Source organism: Snodgrassella sp. M0351, assembly GCF_016100575.1.
Taxonomy (GTDB): Bacteria; Pseudomonadota; Gammaproteobacteria; order Burkholderiales; family Neisseriaceae; genus Snodgrassella; species Snodgrassella alvi.
The window spans coordinates 741,186-760,954 of sequence record NZ_JACFSG010000001.1 but is presented as its reverse complement, the minus strand read 5'-3'; the positions used below and the strand labels follow the sequence as shown (position 1 = coordinate 760,954).

The 19,769-nt window shown below is 40.2% G+C and carries 15 protein-coding genes and 4 tRNA genes; 6 read left to right on the top strand and 13 right to left on the bottom strand.

Going from position 1 to position 19,769, the window contains the following annotated elements; genetic code table 11:
* Positions 1 to 472 precede the first annotated feature (472 nt).
* Complete coding sequence (locus H3V01_RS03425; protein ID WP_198185999.1) at positions 473 to 1,198, bottom strand: hypothetical protein; 726 nt, start codon at positions 1,196 to 1,198, stop codon at positions 473 to 475.
* 540 nt (positions 1,199 to 1,738) lie between these two features.
* Between H3V01_RS03425 and H3V01_RS03420 the strand changes: the two genes are divergently transcribed.
* Positions 1,739 to 3,040 carry a threonine/serine ThrE exporter family protein gene (locus H3V01_RS03420; protein WP_198185998.1) on the top strand — a complete coding sequence of 434 codons (1,302 nt, stop codon included), beginning with the start codon at positions 1,739 to 1,741 and terminating at the stop codon, positions 3,038 to 3,040.
* Between the two features lie 190 nt (positions 3,041 to 3,230).
* Here H3V01_RS03420 and H3V01_RS03415 read toward each other — a convergent pair.
* Positions 3,231 to 3,317: transfer RNA gene (locus H3V01_RS03415), tRNA-Leu, on the bottom strand.
* 87 nt (positions 3,318 to 3,404) lie between these two features.
* Here H3V01_RS03415 and rnr point away from each other — a divergent pair.
* Positions 3,405 to 5,729, top strand: coding sequence for a ribonuclease R (gene rnr, locus H3V01_RS03410; protein ID WP_198185997.1), 2,325 nt, complete (start codon positions 3,405 to 3,407; stop codon positions 5,727 to 5,729).
* Positions 5,730 to 6,120: 391 nt separating this feature from the next.
* On the opposite strand, the gene H3V01_RS03405 is transcribed toward rnr, so the two are convergent.
* From H3V01_RS03405 to H3V01_RS03370, 8 genes are all read right to left on the bottom strand, one after another.
* Positions 6,121 to 6,693, bottom strand: coding sequence for a 50S ribosomal protein L25/general stress protein Ctc (locus H3V01_RS03405; RefSeq protein ID WP_025330605.1), 573 nt, complete (start codon positions 6,691 to 6,693; stop codon positions 6,121 to 6,123).
* 62 nt (positions 6,694 to 6,755) lie between these two features.
* A complete protein-coding gene (locus tag H3V01_RS03400; RefSeq protein ID WP_025330604.1) occupies positions 6,756 to 7,742 on the bottom strand; it encodes a ribose-phosphate pyrophosphokinase in 987 nt (328 codons plus the stop codon).
* Between the two features lie 546 nt (positions 7,743 to 8,288).
* Positions 8,289 to 8,364 (bottom strand) — tRNA-Gln (locus H3V01_RS03395).
* Between the two features lie 30 nt (positions 8,365 to 8,394).
* Positions 8,395 to 8,470 (bottom strand) — tRNA-Gln (locus tag H3V01_RS03390).
* 19 nt (positions 8,471 to 8,489) lie between these two features.
* Positions 8,490 to 8,565: transfer RNA gene (locus tag H3V01_RS03385), tRNA-Gln, on the bottom strand.
* Between the two features lie 10 nt (positions 8,566 to 8,575).
* On the bottom strand, positions 8,576 to 9,424 hold the full coding sequence (ispE, locus tag H3V01_RS03380) for a 4-(cytidine 5'-diphospho)-2-C-methyl-D-erythritol kinase (RefSeq protein ID WP_100125601.1): 849 nt from the start codon (positions 9,422 to 9,424) through the stop codon (positions 8,576 to 8,578).
* Positions 9,425 to 9,440: 16 nt separating this feature from the next.
* The gene (gene lolB, locus H3V01_RS03375) at positions 9,441 to 10,073 is read right to left on the bottom strand and encodes a lipoprotein insertase outer membrane protein LolB (protein ID WP_100125602.1); all 633 of its coding nucleotides are present in this window, start codon (positions 10,071 to 10,073) and stop codon (positions 9,441 to 9,443) included.
* Positions 10,074 to 10,257: 184 nt separating this feature from the next.
* Positions 10,258 to 13,101, bottom strand: coding sequence for a tetratricopeptide repeat protein (locus tag H3V01_RS03370; RefSeq protein WP_198185996.1), 2,844 nt, complete (start codon positions 13,099 to 13,101; stop codon positions 10,258 to 10,260).
* A gap of 330 nt (positions 13,102 to 13,431) precedes the next feature.
* Here H3V01_RS03370 and mutM point away from each other — a divergent pair, with 330 nt between their 5' ends.
* Together mutM and H3V01_RS03360 are read left to right on the top strand one after the other, a co-directional pair.
* Positions 13,432 to 14,259, top strand: coding sequence for a bifunctional DNA-formamidopyrimidine glycosylase/DNA-(apurinic or apyrimidinic site) lyase (gene mutM / locus H3V01_RS03365; protein WP_198185995.1), 828 nt, complete (start codon positions 13,432 to 13,434; stop codon positions 14,257 to 14,259).
* Between the two features lie 6 nt (positions 14,260 to 14,265).
* On the top strand, positions 14,266 to 15,075 hold the full coding sequence (locus H3V01_RS03360) for a lysophospholipid acyltransferase family protein (protein WP_198185994.1): 810 nt from the start codon (positions 14,266 to 14,268) through the stop codon (positions 15,073 to 15,075).
* Between the two features lie 14 nt (positions 15,076 to 15,089).
* On the opposite strand, the gene pdxH is transcribed toward H3V01_RS03360, so the two are convergent.
* Complete coding sequence (gene pdxH / locus H3V01_RS03355; RefSeq protein WP_198186426.1) at positions 15,090 to 15,722, bottom strand: pyridoxamine 5'-phosphate oxidase; 633 nt, start codon at positions 15,720 to 15,722, stop codon at positions 15,090 to 15,092.
* Positions 15,723 to 15,912: 190 nt separating this feature from the next.
* Here pdxH and hemA point away from each other — a divergent pair, with 190 nt between their 5' ends.
* Positions 15,913 to 17,175 (top strand): glutamyl-tRNA reductase, encoded by a 1,263-nt coding sequence (gene hemA / locus H3V01_RS03350; protein WP_198185993.1) that lies wholly within the window; start codon positions 15,913 to 15,915, stop codon positions 17,173 to 17,175.
* A 91-nt stretch (positions 17,176 to 17,266) separates the two neighbouring features.
* Entirely contained in the window at positions 17,267 to 18,349 is a 1,083-nt protein-coding gene (prfA, locus tag H3V01_RS03345; protein ID WP_198185992.1) for a peptide chain release factor 1, read from the top strand.
* A gap of 54 nt (positions 18,350 to 18,403) precedes the next feature.
* Here the strand turns inward: prfA and H3V01_RS03340 are convergent, their stop codons facing one another.
* Both H3V01_RS03340 and H3V01_RS03335 read right to left on the bottom strand, forming a co-directional pair.
* Positions 18,404 to 19,279, bottom strand: a complete 876-nt coding sequence (locus H3V01_RS03340) for a DMT family transporter (RefSeq protein ID WP_078474919.1) — start codon at positions 19,277 to 19,279, stop codon at positions 18,404 to 18,406.
* A 50-nt stretch (positions 19,280 to 19,329) separates the two neighbouring features.
* The gene (locus H3V01_RS03335; protein ID WP_025330593.1) at positions 19,330 to 19,593 is read right to left on the bottom strand and encodes a DUF1289 domain-containing protein; all 264 of its coding nucleotides are present in this window, start codon (positions 19,591 to 19,593) and stop codon (positions 19,330 to 19,332) included.
* Positions 19,594 to 19,769 lie beyond the last annotated feature (176 nt).

Here is a 19,769-nt window from a genome sequence, read left to right as displayed (position 1 = left end):
AATATCTGCGAATTTTATTAAGAGAAATATTATATCTATCCCCCCAGTATATAACTTTGTAACTCTAAATTACTTAAAAGTAGCAGTAAGTATAGGATTGTTTTATTGTGCGGCGAACGAAGCATATACATTCATTCATGCTGTAAATATTGTAAAATCGCTGCTAACTTAATTAAATTACCTACTTACCCACTATAATCTAATAATAAAATTGGCTTTTTTTATCTGCTAACACCCATTTGATTCAAAAATTTTTATTTGCAGAAGTGTTTTTTATGATTTTTTGATTATAAATTGCTGATTTTGTTTTGCTTAATATTTAGCTACATAATTTTTTCTTGAATTTTACTTTATTCAATTTTATTTAACTATCTTATCAAATCTCAATTAAACATAGACATTATGTTCTCTTTGATTTAAGTTACTGAATATCAAGTCGGTTATAAATTAATAATTAAAATTTTTTGTATCATTAATCTGAAATACAAGCATTAATAGCAGAGCAGTGAAGCCATTTTTTTATTATCTTATTTTCTTTTGATGTATATTCGATTTTATAAAAATTATTTTTATAACTTAATAATTTTATCTGATATCCTCTAACCAAATATATTTTTGTTTTATCAGATAAATTTGGGGAATCATACAAATAACCCTTATCCACTGTAAGTTTAAATCCATATTCTTCGGGAATATATTGAGTCAACAGAAATCGGTTTATACATTCTTTAATATTAGTTGAAGGATAAAGTGAACTACAAAATTTTAAAGCATATTTTTCCGTTAATAAATTAAAATAAATATTGTACTGTTTTTGTTCTGGAGTATTAGTAAAATATTGTTGTATTTCATTATTCACTAAAATTTTTTTATAATTCATTAGTAAAATTAATTCATTAATCATAGCATTTTGTTCATTCAGTAAACATAATGGATAACTAAATTTATCTTCCTGACCAAATAAATAAATATCAATATTAGAATAGACCCAATTACATTTTTTATTAATTTCTTTTTCCCATTCTTGCTGATAAATATCAATATCTCTTTTTAAAATAATTTCAGATAATTGATTTATAATAATATAATTAGCTTGTATTTTATTATCTAGATTATTAAGCATCTCATCTACTAGACTGATTTTACTAAAAGCATTGTTACTTATAAATATTAATATAAATAGTAAAATTTTCTTCAATATTTTGATCCCTTTTCAAAAAATTAACTTTTTCATCTTTTCTTTTAATAGCTCTGTTAAATTTTTATACGATCATAATTACATCATATTTTCATATTTTCCTTTTCCTGATTTGCATATCCATATCATCATTAAACTACCTGAGAATTATTATAAAACACACAATTTTTTATTATCATAGATTCAGTATTTATGTAAATAGCATATTTATATGCTATATTACCTATTATTTCTTTACTCGATGTTGTATATAGCTTTGATTAGCTTGAGCAGCATTCAATGTTCGTTTATAGAATACCCAGAAATTAAACCTGAAGAACTCAACTAATAATATATAAAAATTATCATAGAGTTAATTATTTTAGAACTATTTGACAACAAGATATTTTAATAATTTTTTTAGGAGATTATTAAATTTGAAACGCCGAATATATTTATTTGCTACGGTAGTCGGGAAGTGAATTAAATAATATTTCTTATTAAGCAACATCTACTTACAAGCGTTATAATACTTACCTACTATTTTTATAAAAAAGTATTATGTCTTTGCCTCTTTCTTCTGATGAGCTTCAGTTAAATATCAAATCGGATCTGGTTTTACGCGTTGGTAAAATTTGTCTGGCAGCAGGTACCGGGAGTTATCGCATTAAACAGTCAATGCGTCATGTTGCTTATATGCTCGGCGTGGAAAATCAGGCACATATTACGCTTACTGAAATCAACTCTACCTGCCGTAAAGGTAAACAGTTTAAAACTGAGGTTACCACGATTCAAGGTGTTGGAATTAATACTAATAATATTCAATTGCTTGAAACTCTTCTGATAGAAACACAGGCTCGTTATCAGCAAATGAGTGAAAGCGAACTGATTCGCTTTCTTGATAAATCTTTGTCAGAAATTGAAAATCAACCAGCCCTATACAGTTTACGGCAGTCAGCTTTGTTTGCTGCGGTTGCGTGTTCATCTTTTACTTTTTTAATCGGTGGTGGTTTGATTGAAATGCTGGGTGTATTTTTTGCCTCTGGTTTTGGCCAGGCGCTAAGAAAAACCCTGTTACATAAACATCTGAATCAGTTTGTTGTCACCATGCTGGCAGCAGCTGTAGCTTCTAGTGTGTATTTTCTGATTATTGGCGGTAGCCATCTTTTGCTGAAAGTGAATATTCAGCATACTGCCGGCTATATAGCTTCTATGCTGTTTCTGATACCCGGCTTTCCTTTGATAACCGGAGTGCTGGACTTAGCCAAGCTGGATTTTTCATCTGGTATTCAGCGTGTAGGTTATGCCATAACTGTAATTTTTTGCGCCACTTTTGCCGCATGGGTAGTTGCAGCCGGAATCCATATGGCACCGGAAGCTATGCTCTCACCTAACCTCTATCCGGTATGGACAGCTTTTTTTCGTCTGATTGCCAGCTTTTTTGGTGTACTTGGTTTTTCCCTGCTTTTTAACAGTCCGGTAAAAACTGCTTTAATGACTGCTTTTATCGGCATGTATGCCAATACTTTACGGCTGGAAATGATAGACCTGACTAATATACCTATTCAGGCAGCTTCTTTGATAGCAGCTTTTATTGTCGGTATCAGTGCATTTTATTTTAGCCACCATAGTAAATGTCCGCGTATTGCTTTATCGGTACCGGCAGTATGTATTATGGTACCAGGCATTTATATGTTTCGCGCTATGTATTTTTTACAGCAAAACGATATTATTAATGCTATTAACTGGGGAGCACAGGCGATGCTTATTGTCTTGGCTTTACCATTAGGCTTAGTACTCGCACGGGTATGCACGGATAAAGAATGGGCATTTAATCAGCTCCCTGCTACGGAACATAAATAGCTTTTTTATTTTGAAAATTATTTATATATTTGATACAAAATAAATTGATATTTGACTTAATAAGTCAAATGCAGATTGAGTATGCAAATTTTATGCTATTCTGCAAATCTCTAAAAATGATTATTAGTGATTTTAAGTTTTACAAAATAAAAAAAGATATCTAAATATTAGATATCTTTTTTTGGAATTCTGGTGCCCAGGAGAAGACTCGAACTTCCACACCATTGCTGGCACATGGACCTGAACCATGCGCGTCTACCAATTCCGCCACCTGGGCTTTTGCATATATTGCAACTTTCAGTTAAAGTATGCCTTTAACTGAGGAAGTGCATTATATATTCTCTAAAGAGATTGTCAATACTCTATGAAAAAAAAATCAGATTTACGCCATCAAGATCCATATTTAAAACGTGAATTACAACGTTATTCCAATCCTTTACCCAGCCGGGAATGGATTATTGCTGTTTTAGATAAAGTTGGTATTCCGGTCAAAATGACTGAATTATCACAGAAACTTAATATTACTAATGAAGAAATAGTTTTTTTTGAGCGTCGTTTAAATGCTATGGCACGAGACGGACAGATTCTAATTAATCGCCGCGGTGCCGTTTGTGTAGCCAATAAACTGGCACTGGTTAAATGCAGGATTGAAGTACACAAAGATGACTTTGGTTTTGCTGTACCGTTAAATCCTGCTGACGGCAGTGATTTTGTTCTCTACGCTCGCCAGATGTGCGGGTTAATGAACGGAGATATTGTCACTGTAAGACCGGCTGGTTCTGACCGTCGCGGGCGGCGTGAAGGTCAGGTGCTGGATGTCATCGAACGAGCTAACAAAGATGTGGTAGGACGACTCACAATTGAACATGGAATAGCTATGCTGGTGCCAGAAGATAAACGTCTGGGAGCAAGTATTGTGCTGCAGCCTGACTCTTTGGGTAAAGCTAAAGCCGGTCAGGTACTGGTAGCAAAAATTGAGTCCTATCCGAATGAAACTCAGGCAGCTGTGGCACGTGTTACAGAAATTCTTGGTGATTATGCTGACAGTGGTATGGAAATTGAAATTGCAGTACGCAAACATCATTTACCCTATCAGTTTAGTCAGGCCTGTATGGCTCAGGCCACTAAAATACCTGATCATGTTAAAGCTGATGAGCGAAAAAACCGAAAAGATCTGCGCGAGCTACCGCTTATTACTATTGATGGCGAAACAGCACGCGATTTTGATGATGCAGTATATGCAGAAAAAATTGGTCGTAATTACCGCCTGGTCGTTGCTATTGCTGATGTTAGCCATTATGTCCATCCTGATGATGCTATTGATCAGGATGCACAGGAACGTGCTACAAGTGTTTATTTTCCACGGCGGGTTATTCCGATGCTACCGGAGAATTTATCTAATGGCATCTGTTCCCTTAATCCGAATGTAGATCGCCTGTGCATGGTATGCGATATGGTGATTACTTATGCAGGCAATATTAAAAGTTATGAATTTTATCCGGCGGTAATGCGTTCACATGCACGGCTTACCTATACTCAGGCATGGGACTGGATTAGTAATGACCAGTTTGATGACCCGATAAAAACACATGTACTGAGTTTATACCGGCTATATCAGATTTTACTGAAAAAACGCCTGCAGCGTGGTGCCGTGGAATTTGATAGTATAGAAACACAGATGCTGTTCAATCAGCAGGGTAAAATTGAACGTATTATACCGGTTGAGCGTAATGAAGCTCATCGTCTGATTGAGGAATGTATGCTGGCTGCGAATGTCTGTGCTGCAGAATTTCTCAAGCATCATAAACATCCTGCTTTATACCGTAATCATGCCGGTCCGACCAGTGAGCGTCTGAATATTTTACGTGAGCAATTATCGCTGCTTGGTTTACACCTGAATGGCGGTAATAACCCTACTCCAAAAGATTATGCAGAACTAAGTGAAAAAATCAAAGAACGCTCTGATCGGAATGTAATCAGTATTATGCTGTTACGATCAATGCAGCAGGCAGTTTATGAACCACAAAATATTGGCCATTTTGGTCTGGCCTATCCTGCATATACACATTTCACTTCACCAATCAGGCGTTATCCTGATCTGACTGTTCACAGAGCCATTAAGGCCATTTTACAGCACAAACAATATCAGCCAAAGTCGTGGTCTGAACTGGGTGTGCATTGTTCACTGGCAGAACGCAGAGCTGATAATGCCAGCCGTGATGTGCAAAATTGGCTTAAAACTTACTATATGCAGGACAAAATCGGTGAGGTTTTTTCCGGTACGATTTCCGGTATGGCAAATTTTGGTTTGTTTGTTACTTTAGATAATGTTTATATTGACGGTATGGTTCATATCAGCGATCTGGGTGAAGATTATTTTAATTATCATCCAGAAATGCTGGCCATTGTCGGAGAGCGTAGTGGTATCCGCTTTAAGCTGGGTGATAAAGTTGTTGTCAAAGTTGCTCGCGCAGATTTGGATACGAGCCGGATTGATTTGGTGCTGATTAGCACGAATAGTGGTAAGCGTCGCCGGACAAATAATGCGCAAAATATTCAGAAACAGCTTAAAGCCACTGTTAAACAGCCGCGCAAAGCACCCGGTAAGAAAACTAAGTCAAACAAAACAAAAACTGCTGCCGTTCAGAAGTCATATAATAATGGTTCACGCAAAAAAACCAGGTCGTAAATAGTCCTGATGCTGCGTTATAATTGATTAAAACAATTTCTAAAAAGGCTTTTATCTGTGTTGAATCAGATGAAAGCTTTTTTATATTTTTGATTTTTTATGTTAATAAAAAATTTATAAAATAATTAGTATGCATTACTTATTTTATAAAAATTAATTTGAATGAAATAAAATATTTTTATATATTTTTCTTGTGCAGACCGTTTATTTCTGATTTTTCAAATTTAACTTTTTGTTTTACTATATGTGCTAAATTGTAATTATTTAAATTTAGGAGTTATTACTCCGATTACTATAAAAAACTGAAGTCTGTTACTACAGACTTCAGTTTTCAATGGCATTTTACTTTTAGGTAAAATACTAATCAGATGTAGGTATTGATTTTTACTGCTTATTTGTTTTTACCAGTAGCAGAAGCAATAGCCAGATTTTCATTGCGATTTAATGCAACGCTGGTCACACCTTCTGGAAACACTAAATCGGTCAGGTGACGGATTTCACCGGCACTGATGGTAGAAACATCCAGTTCCAATACAGCTGGAATGTTTTTCGGTAAAGCATTTACTTCTACGCTGGTAGCCAACAGAGACACACGACCACTTTGCAATTTTTCTGCCGGAGAAATAGCAGCATTCAGCAAGTGCAGCGGAACACGAATATTGATGGCTTTATTTGCATCAACGGCCTGGAAATCAATGTGCTGTACCTGTTGTTTAAACGGATGCATCTGGAAATCACGTACAATAACGTCGTAGGTTTTGCCATTAACATCCAGTTTGATGATAGCTGTATGGAAAGATTCTTTTTCCAGTGCGTACCATAAAGTACGATGATCTACTGTAATGGCTACCGGTTCGGTACCTTCACCGTACAATACAGCCGGTACTTTACCTTCGCGACGCAGGCGGCGGCTCGCACCAGTGCCCTGAGCTTCACGGATTTCTGCTTTAATTTCGTAAGACATAACTACTCCAAAGTTAATAATGCCGTCATCGGCCGCGACCAGCTTAAGACGGCTTGGGGGTATTAAGGGAGAAACATTGCTCCCGGTATGGCCACATCTTCATTGAAAAGATATGACACAGATTCTTCATTACTGATACGACGTACAGTTTCTGCAAGCAGGCCTGAAATACTTACCTGACGAATGCGATCACATTTCTGTGCAGCTTCAGATAAAGGAATAGTATCAGTGACTACAACCTGATCGATTTCCGATGAAGCAATACGCTCAATCGCCGCTCCGGAAAATACCGGATGAGTAGCATAAGCCAGCACACGTTCTGCACCGCGTTCTTTTAGTGCTGATGCAGCTTTACATAAGGTATTTGCTGTATCAATCATATCATCAATAATCAGGCAGGTACGATTCTGGATTTCACCGATTACATTCATTACTTCTGCCACGTTGGCTTTTGGCCGGCGTTTATCAATAATGGCCAGATCAGTACCCAGTGTTTTTGCTACAGCACGGGCGCGCACTACACCGCCGATATCAGGGCTGACAACTGTCAGATTATCAATGCGCTGCTTTTCAATATCATGCACCAGAATGGGTGTAGCATAAATATTGTCTACCGGAATATCAAAAAAGCCCTGAATCTGGTCAGCATGCAAGTCAACTGTAAGTACGCGGTCGATACCAGCAGAATACAGCATATTGGCTACCAGTTTGGCAGAAATCGGCACACGTACTGAACGCGGACGGCGATCCTGGCGTGCATAGCCGAAATAAGGAATGGCTGCAGTAATCCGTCCGGCTGAGGCACGCTTGAGTGCATCAGCCATTGTCAGGATTTCCATTAAGTTATCGTTAGTCGGTGCACAGGTAGGCTGTACGATAAATACATCACGACCACGTACATTTTCGAGTAATTCAATTGCAATTTCGCCATCAGAAAATTTTCCAACTGAAGCACGTCCCAGAGAAATATCCAAGTGTCTGGCCACGTTATTTGCCAGCTCCGGATTCGCATTGCCGGTAAAAACCATCAAACTGTCGTATGCTGCCATTTCTGTTGTACCTGAGTCCTGTTTTGGTTTGGTTTGATTTGTGTGAGGTAGATTAAACATTAATCCAAAGCTTTCATATCACCACTTGGGCTGTAGTGTATCTGTCATTTAAACAAGTAATGGCTTTCAACGTTATGAATTTTGTTGCTCATTTCGCTGTTAACCCGTTTACGTTACTTTTAAATTCAAAAGCAATGACCACCTCTTTGAAAAATATTCTGTATATACTGATAGCTGCAAGTATCACGGTTAAAACAGATTTAATCAATCAATTTTGCAGATACCTGATAGCAACACAACAAAATAGTAACACTATTCTATTACTATGATTGAAACTGTATTGCATTTTGCAGGCTTAACCACGCTAATTATCACAAAAAAGTGAAAACAGTTATACAAATTTGCCTGTTTCCCGATTGGAAGTTTTCCGTACGGGGATTAATGGCAAATTATATCACTTATGGCAATCTGCACGTGCTATAAAATAACAATTTGTCATTTACACATTAAATAAGCGTGTAAGTAAACTTACACGCTTATTTGAATTGGCTGGGGAGGTAGGATTCGAACCTACGCATACCGGAATCAGAATCCGGGGTCTTAACCACTTGACGACTCCCCAATAGGGTTTACTGCTTGTTTGCTCGAAATGTGGCTGGGGAGGTAGGATTCGAACCTACGCATACTGGGATCAAAACCCAGTGTCTTAACCACTTGACGACTCCCCAATGCTTTTTATCAAGCAACTGGCTGGGGAGGTAGGATTCGAACCTACGCATACTGGGATCAAAACCCAGTGTCTTAACCACTTGACGACTCCCCAACTACACACATCATTGATAAAACGGATGCCTCGTCAGGGAAGCAACACAATATGCCTGATGCGCGCAAGAAACTTTATTGTAAACAGCTTGTGCCGCACTTTCAGAATTAAATGACAAAAATACACATGCACCAGAACCACTCATCATTGGTGAACCGTATTCAGCCAAAACATCAAATGCCGCTTTTACTGCTGGATACTCAGCTAAAACAACGCTCTGCATATCATTGCGCCAGTGCTGTCCTGCTTGGAAGTCTGGCATTATCCGTGGCTTGGAATCACGTGTCAAGTCTTTATGTGCAAATATTTTCGGTGTACTGACATGCACCGGAGGCTTGATAATCACATACCATTGTTTTGGCAAAGATATCGGGCTTAATTGCTCACCAATACCGCGGGCAAATGCACTTTGTCCAAAAATAAAAAACGGTACATCTGCACCTAAGCGCACGCCAAGCTGTAATAGTTCTGTCTTACTCAGATTAAGCTGCCATAAATGGTTAAGCACCATTAATACGACTGCCGCATCCGCACTGCCACCACCCAGTCCGCCACCAACAGGAATCTGTTTTTCCAGCCAGATATCCACTCCGTATTCAGTGCCGGTATGGTCGGATAATAACCGGGCTGCACGCACACACAAATCCTGTTCTTCAGTAATGCCGTCAGTTGGCGTATGTAACTTTATGCAGCCTGTCCGATTTACGCTGAACCAGATATGATCATACAGCTCAATCAGAGTAAAAATGCTTTCAAGTAAATGGTAGCCATCGGCGCGCTGTCCGACGATTCTCAAATCAAGATTCAGCTTGGCCGGCGCCAGAAAATGCCGTGCATCAGCTGCTGGAGATTTATTCATATTTTTAAATAATTAATCAGGATAGTCTTTGACGCAATTCGCATTGTGCTGATTTTGCACTATCATCAGTATCTGTATATTCATCAAACACCAGTCTGATGTCGAAGCGTGCATTATTTAACAGTACAATACGCGGATTACGGCTTCCGTTTTGTTGCTGACGCTGGATAATCCAGCCAGACTGTTTAAGTTTGCCGTTGGGCAATAACTGATAAGGTTCATCTGCAATCCAGTATCCCTGCACCCATTGATTCAAGTGATCAAACGGAAGCACAAAACCAAGCATACGCTGGCTTAATTCCTCAATACTGGCAGCAGTAATTACCTGCCCTTTACTGTCTTCCGCAATTACGCCTGAGCTGTCAGTACATAAAACCCCTACACTATTACCCAACGGTGTTTTAACTTCAATCGTTTGTACGCTACCGGTATTCTGCCAGCTAAAATTTGCATAGCTTCCTTTACCCTGATCCCTGATAGCTAGACGTCCGGAACTGTCAAAACCGGAAACATCATTTTCGTTACCGGCCTGCCAGTCTGATGCTGATGTTATTCTGTCCGGTATGAGACTGCTACAGGCACTTAATGCCAGGCTGGTAATAGCTGCTGCCAGATAAAGATTTTTTTTACGTAAATATGAATACATCATTATTATTCCGGTATCTATAAATGTCTATTATTGTAATATTATCAGAATTAGTTGTATGAGCTGTGTGAAGTTAATTTTGTGTTTTAGAATTAAACAAATAGCTGCCGTTGACACTTGATGCATACGGCAGCTTTTTCGGTAAATCTCAATAGTTCAGTTAGTAAAGTCGGTAATTGGTATCCGGTTATTTATTGTTTTGTGATTTCGGAGCAGTAGTCAGACTAGACGGATTTACATTAAATTTTTTCAAAATTTGTTGTAACTCTTTCTGGTCAGAGTCTTTATTAGCTAATCCCTGTGCCCAGATTTGTCGCGCCTGTTCGTGCTCTCCTTGCTGCCACAATACTTCACCCAGATGTGCTGCAATGGCACTTTCCTGACGAATCTGATAGGCTGAACGTAAAAGCGGTAACGCTTTTTCAGGCTGGTTATTCAGATAATATGCCCACCCAAGACTATCCTGAATCGCCCAGGACTGATTATCCAGCTGACTTGCATGCTGCAAAATCGATAAAGCCTCTGCCCAGTAGCGTTTTGGCATACTTAGCATAGTATAGCCCAGCCCATTATATCCTTCCGCATCATCAGGTTTTAATTCAATAAAAGCGCGAATATCTTTTATTGCTTTTTTCGGCTGATCCAGTTTTTCACTATAAGCTGTTGCTCGTGAATACAGAAGAAATGCTTTTATGTCTGTTTTATTATCCTCAGGTACTGCGGCTTTTTTGTCTGCATCCTTTAGCATCTGTGTCAGCTTTTGTACATAAACTTTCGGATCGAGAGTTTTATTATCAATAGAAACTGATAATACAATGGTATCGATATCATCGGAAACAGGTGATTCTTTATTCTGATTCATCCGATCTAACCACTGCTTTGCAGTTGGTATATTGTTTTGGGTTACTTCAATCATACCCATCAGATAGGCTTTATCTCTGACCAACTCACTATCAGTTACTTTATCCAGCCACTTACGCGCAGAGTTCATATCCTGATTAGCAAAGTAATAAGTTGCAGCAAGAAGTGCTGCCTGACTTTGCTGAAGTCTGTTACCGGTCTGAATGACTTTATTAATATTTTCAATTAAAGCCGATTCATTGGTTCTGTTGCTAAATAAAATTCCTGCCTGTTGTAAATAGATATCTGCATCAGCCTGAGTTTCTACCTTCTTTGCTGTGGTTAATGGCAGACTATTCGGTCTGATTTGGTGTTTACTTAGTATTTGATTCAGAACTTTATGGTCACTGGCTTTATTAAGCCAGCCCTGAGCCCATATCTGACGAGCTTCGTCCTCACGCCCTTGCTGCCAGTAAACTTCTCCCAGATGAGCAGCTACTTCACTTTCCGGCAGCTTCTGATATGCATATTCTAGTAAAGGCAGTGCTTTTTCTACATTACCATTAAGAAAATAAGCCCAGCCAAGGCTGTCATTAATTGCCGGTGACTGGTTATTCTGAGCATAGGCTTGCTCCAGCAATTGCTGTGCTTCCTGCCAGTGATCTTTTGACAGACTTAACAAGGTGTAACCCAGTGCATTAAGCCCCTCTATCTGATTAGGCCGCATTTTCACAAACCGACGCAGATCTGCTACTGCTTTTGCCGGCTCATCAAGTTTATCTGCATATAATAGCCCACGAAGAAGTAATAACGGCGCAACATTTTCTACCTGTGTTCTGGCATCACCATGTTCTGCTTCATTAATCACTCTATTCAGATATTGTTCATATTTCTGGTCTGTGAGTGAAGAACTATTTACAAATGTTTGTAAACGAAGCAAATCCGATTCGCTGAAAAAAGTACCTGCCGGTGTTTTATCTGTCTGAGCTTTATTTAACCATTGCTGAGCTGCTTTCCAGTGTTTTTGTTCTGCTTCAATTGAGCACATCATAAGTGCCTGATCGAAGAGAAACTGCGGATCATTGACTTTAGCTGCCCATGTTCGGGAAGCCGGCAGATTATGTTCATCATAATAGCGCATAGCCACCATCATGGCCGCTTTACTTCGCTGATTGGAATTCCCCAGTTCTACAATTTTCTCTGCATATCCGGCAAGGGTAGCTGTAGCAGCTTTTTGACTGACAGCCAGATAAACTGCCTGCAAATACAGATCTGCGCTTTTACTTTTCTCAAGCAATGGCTGCAAAGTTTGATATGCCTGTTGTAATTGATTATTTTTAATCAGCAATTCTATATAAAGACTTTGCCATTTAGCTGGCATGGTATCCACACCGGTTAGCTGGTAAAAATCCAGCAGATATTGTGGCTGCTTAAGATTAATCAGATTCAGTGTCAGCTGGCTGGCTGGAAAAATATCGGTATCCAGATGAACCAGTGATTGTAACGCTTTGATGGTTTGCTCTTTATGCGCACCGGTTGCACCATAAATAGCATCGGCAATTAGTGCTTCTGCCATTTCAGGATGTAAAACTGCTGTTTTGTGAATCGGTGCATTTAACTCATCAGTGGCATCTAGGTTATTTAACCGGAATTGTGCCATTTTTAAAAACAACCGGCGCAACTGATAATCATTGGCATGGGATAAAACCGCATCTGCATTTTTCAATACTTGTGGCACATCATTTTTGGCGATAGCCAGCTCCCACATCAGGCGCTGTCTTGCTGGTGTCTCTGTCGGCTCAATTTCCTGCCAGCGATTAGCAATGGTTTGCGCTTCGGTGATTTTATTTGCGCCAAGAGCCATTTCCATTGCCCGTTCAGCTACCTCCGGTTCCTGTGTATGCTCAAGCATTCGCATATCTGCGGCCAGAGCCTGATCCGTTTTACCCTGAGAATAAATAAGTTCTGTGGCAAACAAAGTAAAAATATCATTGGCACGGCCGGCAATAGCCAGACGCTGCTGCAGCGAATCTGCATCATCCGGTGCTGTAATCTGATTATTTATCCGCTCAATTTTAGTTTGAATCAGTGGTACTGGTTTATGCTGCTCTGACACACTGCTGGCATTGGCCATATGTACAGCCATTAAACTTAAAACAATCGGGGTAATACGATGAATCCAATGAGGCATTAAACTTCTCCATATATGCAAATCAGTTTACGTAGACACTGAATCATAAATAAATAACAATTCTGTACTTGTGCAGACAATTTTTTCTAATCGCGGTTTATCATGCAATATGTGTTCAGTTATTAAATTCTTTAACCGGCACGATAAAATTTGCAGCCGTTTAAAGAATAAACTATTAGGGTAAAATAATTTGCTACTTTAACACAGACAATTTTAGCTGCGTATGACTTATGGCAATTTTATCTGATTAAAACTGACACAGTATGTGCTTTAAATTTTGTTTTCATGATGTTATTGTAGCGATTTTATTCTGAATAATATAAATCAATTATGCCCGAGTTACCTGAAGTAGAAACAACGCTGCGCGGAATCGCTCCTTTTATTGAAAATCAAACTATTTCACAGGTAGAAGTGCGTCAGCCGCGTTTACGCTGGCCGATAATAGATAATCTAGGCGAACAGCTTGGCGGCGAAAAGGTATTATCAGTCAGACGCAGAGCTAAATACCTGCTGATTGAATTAGCTTCAGGCACATTAATTATTCATCTGGGTATGTCAGGCAGTTTGCGCGTCTTCACTGACTTTACTGCACCGCCGGTACAAAAGCATGATCATGTAGATATTGCTTTTAGTAATGGTACGCTCTTACGATTTCATGACCCGAGACGTTTCGGAGCTGTTTTATGGTTTATCGGACTCATTGAACAGCATCCTTTATTAATTAACCTCGGACCGGAACCACTCAGCCAGGATTTTAATACTGATTATTTGCTACAAAAACTTTCAAACCAGAAACGTGCGATTAAAACAGCAATTATGGATAATAAAATTGTTGTCGGTGTAGGCAATATCTATGCTAACGAAGCATTGTTCCGTACTGGTATCCATCCGGCCATTCCGGCTATGAAGCTGAATAAAAAGCAGATTAGCGCACTGACTGATGCAATCAGACAAATATTACAGGAAGCCATTACGGCAGGTGGCAGTACTTTAAGGGATTTTGTGAATAGTGCTGGCACTAGTGGTTATTTTCAGCTACAACATCAGGTATACGGACGAGCCGGTGAACCTTGCCCGCAGTGCAAGCATCCGATTGAAAAAATGATTTTGGGACAAAGAAGCAGTTTTTATTGTCCTCAATGCCAGAAAAAACGATAAATAACAATGACAAAATCAGAACATACTTCTTTAATTACCCGTTTTTCGCGTATTTTCAGACTGGCTGTGTGGCTGGTTAAGACAATCAGACGGGTAAATCGGTTTAAGAACCTGAATGAAACAGAGCGAAATAAGGAATTAATTTCAATTGCGCACAATTTACTTGATATTCTGCACGTAAAGGTAAACTCTGAGCAATTATTACCCGATACAGCAAGTATGCCTTGGCTTACTGTAGCCAATCATATTAGCTGGCTGGATATTTTCGTATTAATGTCCTATATCCCCGGTGGTTTTATTGCTAAACAAAGTGTCAAATCATGGCCGGTAATCGGCAGACTGGCTACAAACGGAGGCTCTGTTTATATTAATCGTCAGTCGAGACAGGATATTAATCCGGTTATCAAAGCCATAGTACTGGCATTGCACGAAGGTAAAAACGTCCTGTTTTTTCCCGAAGCGTATACATCTGAGGGAATGACTACCCTACCGTTTAAAGCAGCCCTGTTTCAGGCAGCAATAGATGCAGATACACCCGTGATGGCAGTAGCCATGCGCTATTACAACCCTCAGGGATTGCGTACATCTAAAGTAGCATTTGCCGGCAAAACCAGTTTATTGCGTAGTCTGTGGAATATAGTATCTATGCCGGAAATTATAGTGAAAGTAGATTTTTCTGCGTTGCTGAATATTGCAGAAAACAAAACAAATGATCGTTTCAGCCTGAAAACTCAGGCTGAAGATTTTATTCAAAACAAAGTTCTTATGGACAGTCCGGCTACAGCAACCACGCCTTCAACTCCCGGTTCAATATAGGCACAAAAAGATGTTTAAGGCGATAGGCGCTGTTTAATCCAGAGATTATTTTGTCTTGTATACTGAATACGGTCATGTAAACGGCTTGGTCTTCCCTGCCAGAATTCTACCAGATCGGGTTTAACCAGATATCCGCCCCAATGCGGCGGTCTGGGTACATTGAACAAATATTTTGCCCCCAGTTTTGCTGCGCGCGCCATCAGCTCGGTTTTATTATTAATTACAGAGCTTTGTTCACTGGCCCATGCGCCAATACGGCTGCTGTAAGGCCGTGATCGAAAATAGGCATCTGATTCTGCTGTAGGTAATTGTTGTACACATCCCTCCACTCGTACCTGACGTTCCAGTTCCGGCCAGAAAAATGTGAGTGCCGCATGCGGATTCAGACTTAATGAACGCCCTTTACGGCTATGATAATTAGTAAAAAACACAAACCCTTCTGCTGTCACTTCTTTTAACAGCACAATGCGGGCATTAGGTCGTCCGTTTTGATCAACAGTAGCAATATTCATGGCTGTAGGCTCATTTACTTTGGCATGCATGGCTGCCATTAACCATTTTTGAAACTGCTCCAAAGGGTCTTCACAGCAATCAGCTTCACTAAGTGACTGCTGGCTGTAATCTTCACGAATATCGTGCAAATCCAGATTCTTCATTTTTTTGTTTATGCATGCGAAAAAGTTATTTATACCACTCTCAGGCATGATTTACTGCTTTTTCAGCACTGATAGCGTATAATTGCCCGATTTGATAACTTTATATTTATATAGAATATAAAGTCTGGCTGGCAATTATCCTACCCGCGGTAGCGGGCAAACGCAAATTACTTCAGGTAGTATGTCTTTAACCGTTATCGGACTCAATCACCAAACTGCGCCAGTTTCTGTACGTGAACGTTTGGCTTTCCCTGCCATAGAACTGGCAGAAGCACTAACTGCGCTTGGCAGTCAGGAAGAAATAGCAGAAGCGATGATTCTGTCTACCTGTAACCGTACAGAAATTTACTGTACTGGTAATGCAACCACAGCCATACAATGGCTGGCCGACTACCATCAATTGCCATTATCTGAATTTGCTCCCTATTTATATCAATTCCATGATAAACAGGCTGTGCAGCATGCCTTTCGGGTAGCTTGCGGACTGGATTCAATGGTTTTAGGTGAACCGCAGATTCTCGGACAATTAAAAGATGCCGTACGCGTTGCCCGCAGCCGGCATACGCTGCATCAGCAGCTGAATGCTCTGTTTGAAAAAACTTTTGCAGCAGCTAAAGAAATTCGCAATGAAAGTGCAGTTGGAGAAAACTCTGTATCCATGGCAGCGGCAGCAGTTAAAATGGCCGCACAGATTTTTCCTGATATTTCGGCATTGAATGTTTTAATGGTGGGTGCCGGTGAAATGATTGAGCTGGTAGCCACCTATTTTGCCGCAGAATGTCCGCGGCGCCTGACTGTTCTAAACCGTACCCTGGAACGGGCTCAGGAATTATGTCAGAAATTAAGCTGTGAAGCAGATGCACGCATATTAACTGCTTTACCTGAAATTCTGGCTGAATACGACGTAATTGTTTCTTCTACTGCCAGCCCTTTTCCGGTTATTGGTAAAGGTTTGGTAGAACGCGCACTCAGGCATCGGCGCGGCATGCCGATGTTTTTGCTTGATCTGGCCGTACCACGCGACATTGAAGCCGAAGCAGGCGAACTGAACGATGCGTATTTGTATAGTGTTGATGATATGGTGCATATTGTGCAGCATGGTCAGGCAGCACGGCAACAGGCTGCAGCTGAAGCTGAAAAGATGGTTGCAGGCAAAGTTGCTGAGTTTATTGCATGGCAACAGACACGCAATAGCGTTCCTTTAATTTGTGAATTGCGCGATCAGGGTGAACAGCAGCGCAACAAAGCAGTCAATAAAGCTCTACGCCGTCTGCGTAAAGGTACACCTGTTGAAGAAGTATTGCAGCGTTTAAGCCGTGAATTAACCAATAGCCTTTTGCATGCACCCACCCGAACTTTAAATAAAGACAGTCAGCAATATCCTGAGCTGGCCGAGGCCATTTGTCAGATTTACCAGCTGCATGGAAAAAATCAGCAGCATTAGCTACTGCCTCCAATTTATTCATAATTCTTAACTCTATATATTTAATACAGTCTCAATGGACTGATAGCTTTTATTTAATACGGAATACCAGATGAAACCTTCATTGATAGACAAGTTACAGCACCTGACTGAGCGTCTGGAAGAAGTAACCGCTTTGCTGGCTTCTCCTGATGTCACGAACAATATTGACGAATATCGTCGCCTTACCCGTGAACATGCCGAGCTTACACCGGTAGTAGAAACCTATCGCCGGTATACACAGGCAGAAACTGATTTAGCTGCCGCAGAAGAAATGCTGGCAGACCCGGAATTAAAAGAATTTGCGGCTGAAGAAATCAATACTGCCCGTAATCAGATTACTCAGCTGGATGGCGAGCTGCAAAAACTTTTGTTACCGAAAGACGAAGATGATGATAAGAATATTTTCATAGAAATTCGTGCCGGAACCGGTGGTGATGAAGCAGCTTTATTTGCCGGCGATTTATTGCGCATGTATACCCGCTTTGCAGAACGTATGGGCTGGCAGGTAGAAATTGTATCCGCCAGTGAAAGCGATCTGGGTGGCTATAAAGAAGTGATTGCACGAATTGCAGGCATGAATGTTTACAGTCAGCTCAAATTTGAATCTGGCGGCCATCGGGTTCAGCGCGTACCAACTACAGAAAGTCAGGGCAGAATCCATACCTCAGCCTGTACTGTGGCCATTATGCCGGAAGCCGATGAAGTTGCTGAAGTACAGCTCAATCCGAACGATTTACGCATTGATACTTTCCGCGCCTCCGGTGCGGGGGGTCAGCATATTAATAAGACGGATTCTGCCGTACGTATTACTCACTTACCAACGGGTATGGTAGTGGAATGTCAGGATGGTCGTTCACAGCATGCCAATAAAGCACAGGCAATGCGAGTACTTGCCTCCCGACTGTATGAACAGCAGAAACATGCTGCTCATGCCAAAGAGGCTGCTGAACGTAAAAGCCTGATTGGCAGCGGCGACCGCAGTGAACGTATTCGAACTTATAATTATCCCCAAGGCAGAGTAACCGATCATCGCATCAATCTTACTCTGCATAAACTGGTTTTTATTATGGATGGTGATTTATCTGAGCTGACACAGGCATTAATTGCCGAGCATCAGGCTCAGCAGCTGGCACAATTAAGTAATGCCGGCTAAGCTCATCAAAAAAAGCTGTTCTGACTTTCAGAACAGCTTTTCAATATAAATCAGCTACAACAAAGAATTAAGCCTGCTGCCATAGAACAGAAACCAGATTGCAGCAATTGCCAGAACAATTCCGGCAGCATTCAAACCATTGATTTTTTCTTTAAACACAAAAGCGCCAATAATAGTGGCCAGTGTTATTACACCCAGATTCATACCGGCAAACACCAGCGAAGGGTCTTGCTGAAAATACTGATGTGCACGAATGTAAAACAGAATATTGGCAAAATTCAAACCACCCAGTATCAGACCTGCCAGAATACTGGCCGCATTCCAGACTGTTCTGCGTAAACACAGATAACATATAATCAGAATGGCAGCGAGGATAAATGACACCAGCAAGGTCGGTGCAAAAGCTGTTCCGCTTTTCGCCATCTGTTTAAACAGAATATCTGTAGTTCCGTAACAAAGCCACACACCGAATAAATAGCCGGCAGTACTTAAAAAATCGCCTTTTCCTTTGCTTTTAGCCGGATTCTCACGATACAGCAAGGTAAGCAAGGCCATTAGTGCCAGTGCAATTCCAATAATTTTATTAGTGCTTAAAGTTTCTCCAAAGAGCACAAATGCGGCTACTATAGGCATAAATAGCGACAGGCGCTGGGCGGCATCTGTTTTTACCATTCCCGCCTGTTCGATAGCCCGCCCCAGCACAATAAAGCCGAGCGGCAGACCAATACCCAAAGCCAGAAAAATAATCCAGTGACTACTATAAGTATGCCAGTCAGAAAAATCCGGACGTAAAAAAAACCAGGTGCAGGCAGCAGCTACCGGGTAATTAATCGCTACGGCCTGAGCAATATTAACACCGTTTCTGCGTGCCAGTTTCAGTAATACTGACACAGAGACACTACATAGAATACTAATAATCAGAAAATGCATTTTTCCCCCAAAAATCAAAATTTACGAACTGACTTATCCGCTATTAAAAACTAAAAATCAAAATCTGCCTGCAGCCATATTTGCTCACTCAGATTTTGTTCTGTCTGGTCTGCTGGTTGTGATTGCATTTGTTCCAGCTTGCGCCGGCGCAATACACACAAACGCAGCACATACTGTTTCTGAGTATCAGACATACGTAACCAGTAAAGACGCTCGTCTCTGCTGCGCAGGCAGCCTTTGCAATATCCCTTTTGATTGCTTTCACAAATACCTTTACAGGGACTGGGAATAACAAAAAATTCTAACTGTTCCATTGCCTAGGTTTTGCATCCCTCTTCAATACCACAATTACAACAGACTGCCTTAAACAACCCAGCTGGAATAACACCTGAAAAACGTTAACTATGACACATACACAGATGTAAGTCAGCCTCTTTAATACAGAAAGAACATCTGATTTTGCTAAAAATTCCACGAAAAGCAGAGTAAA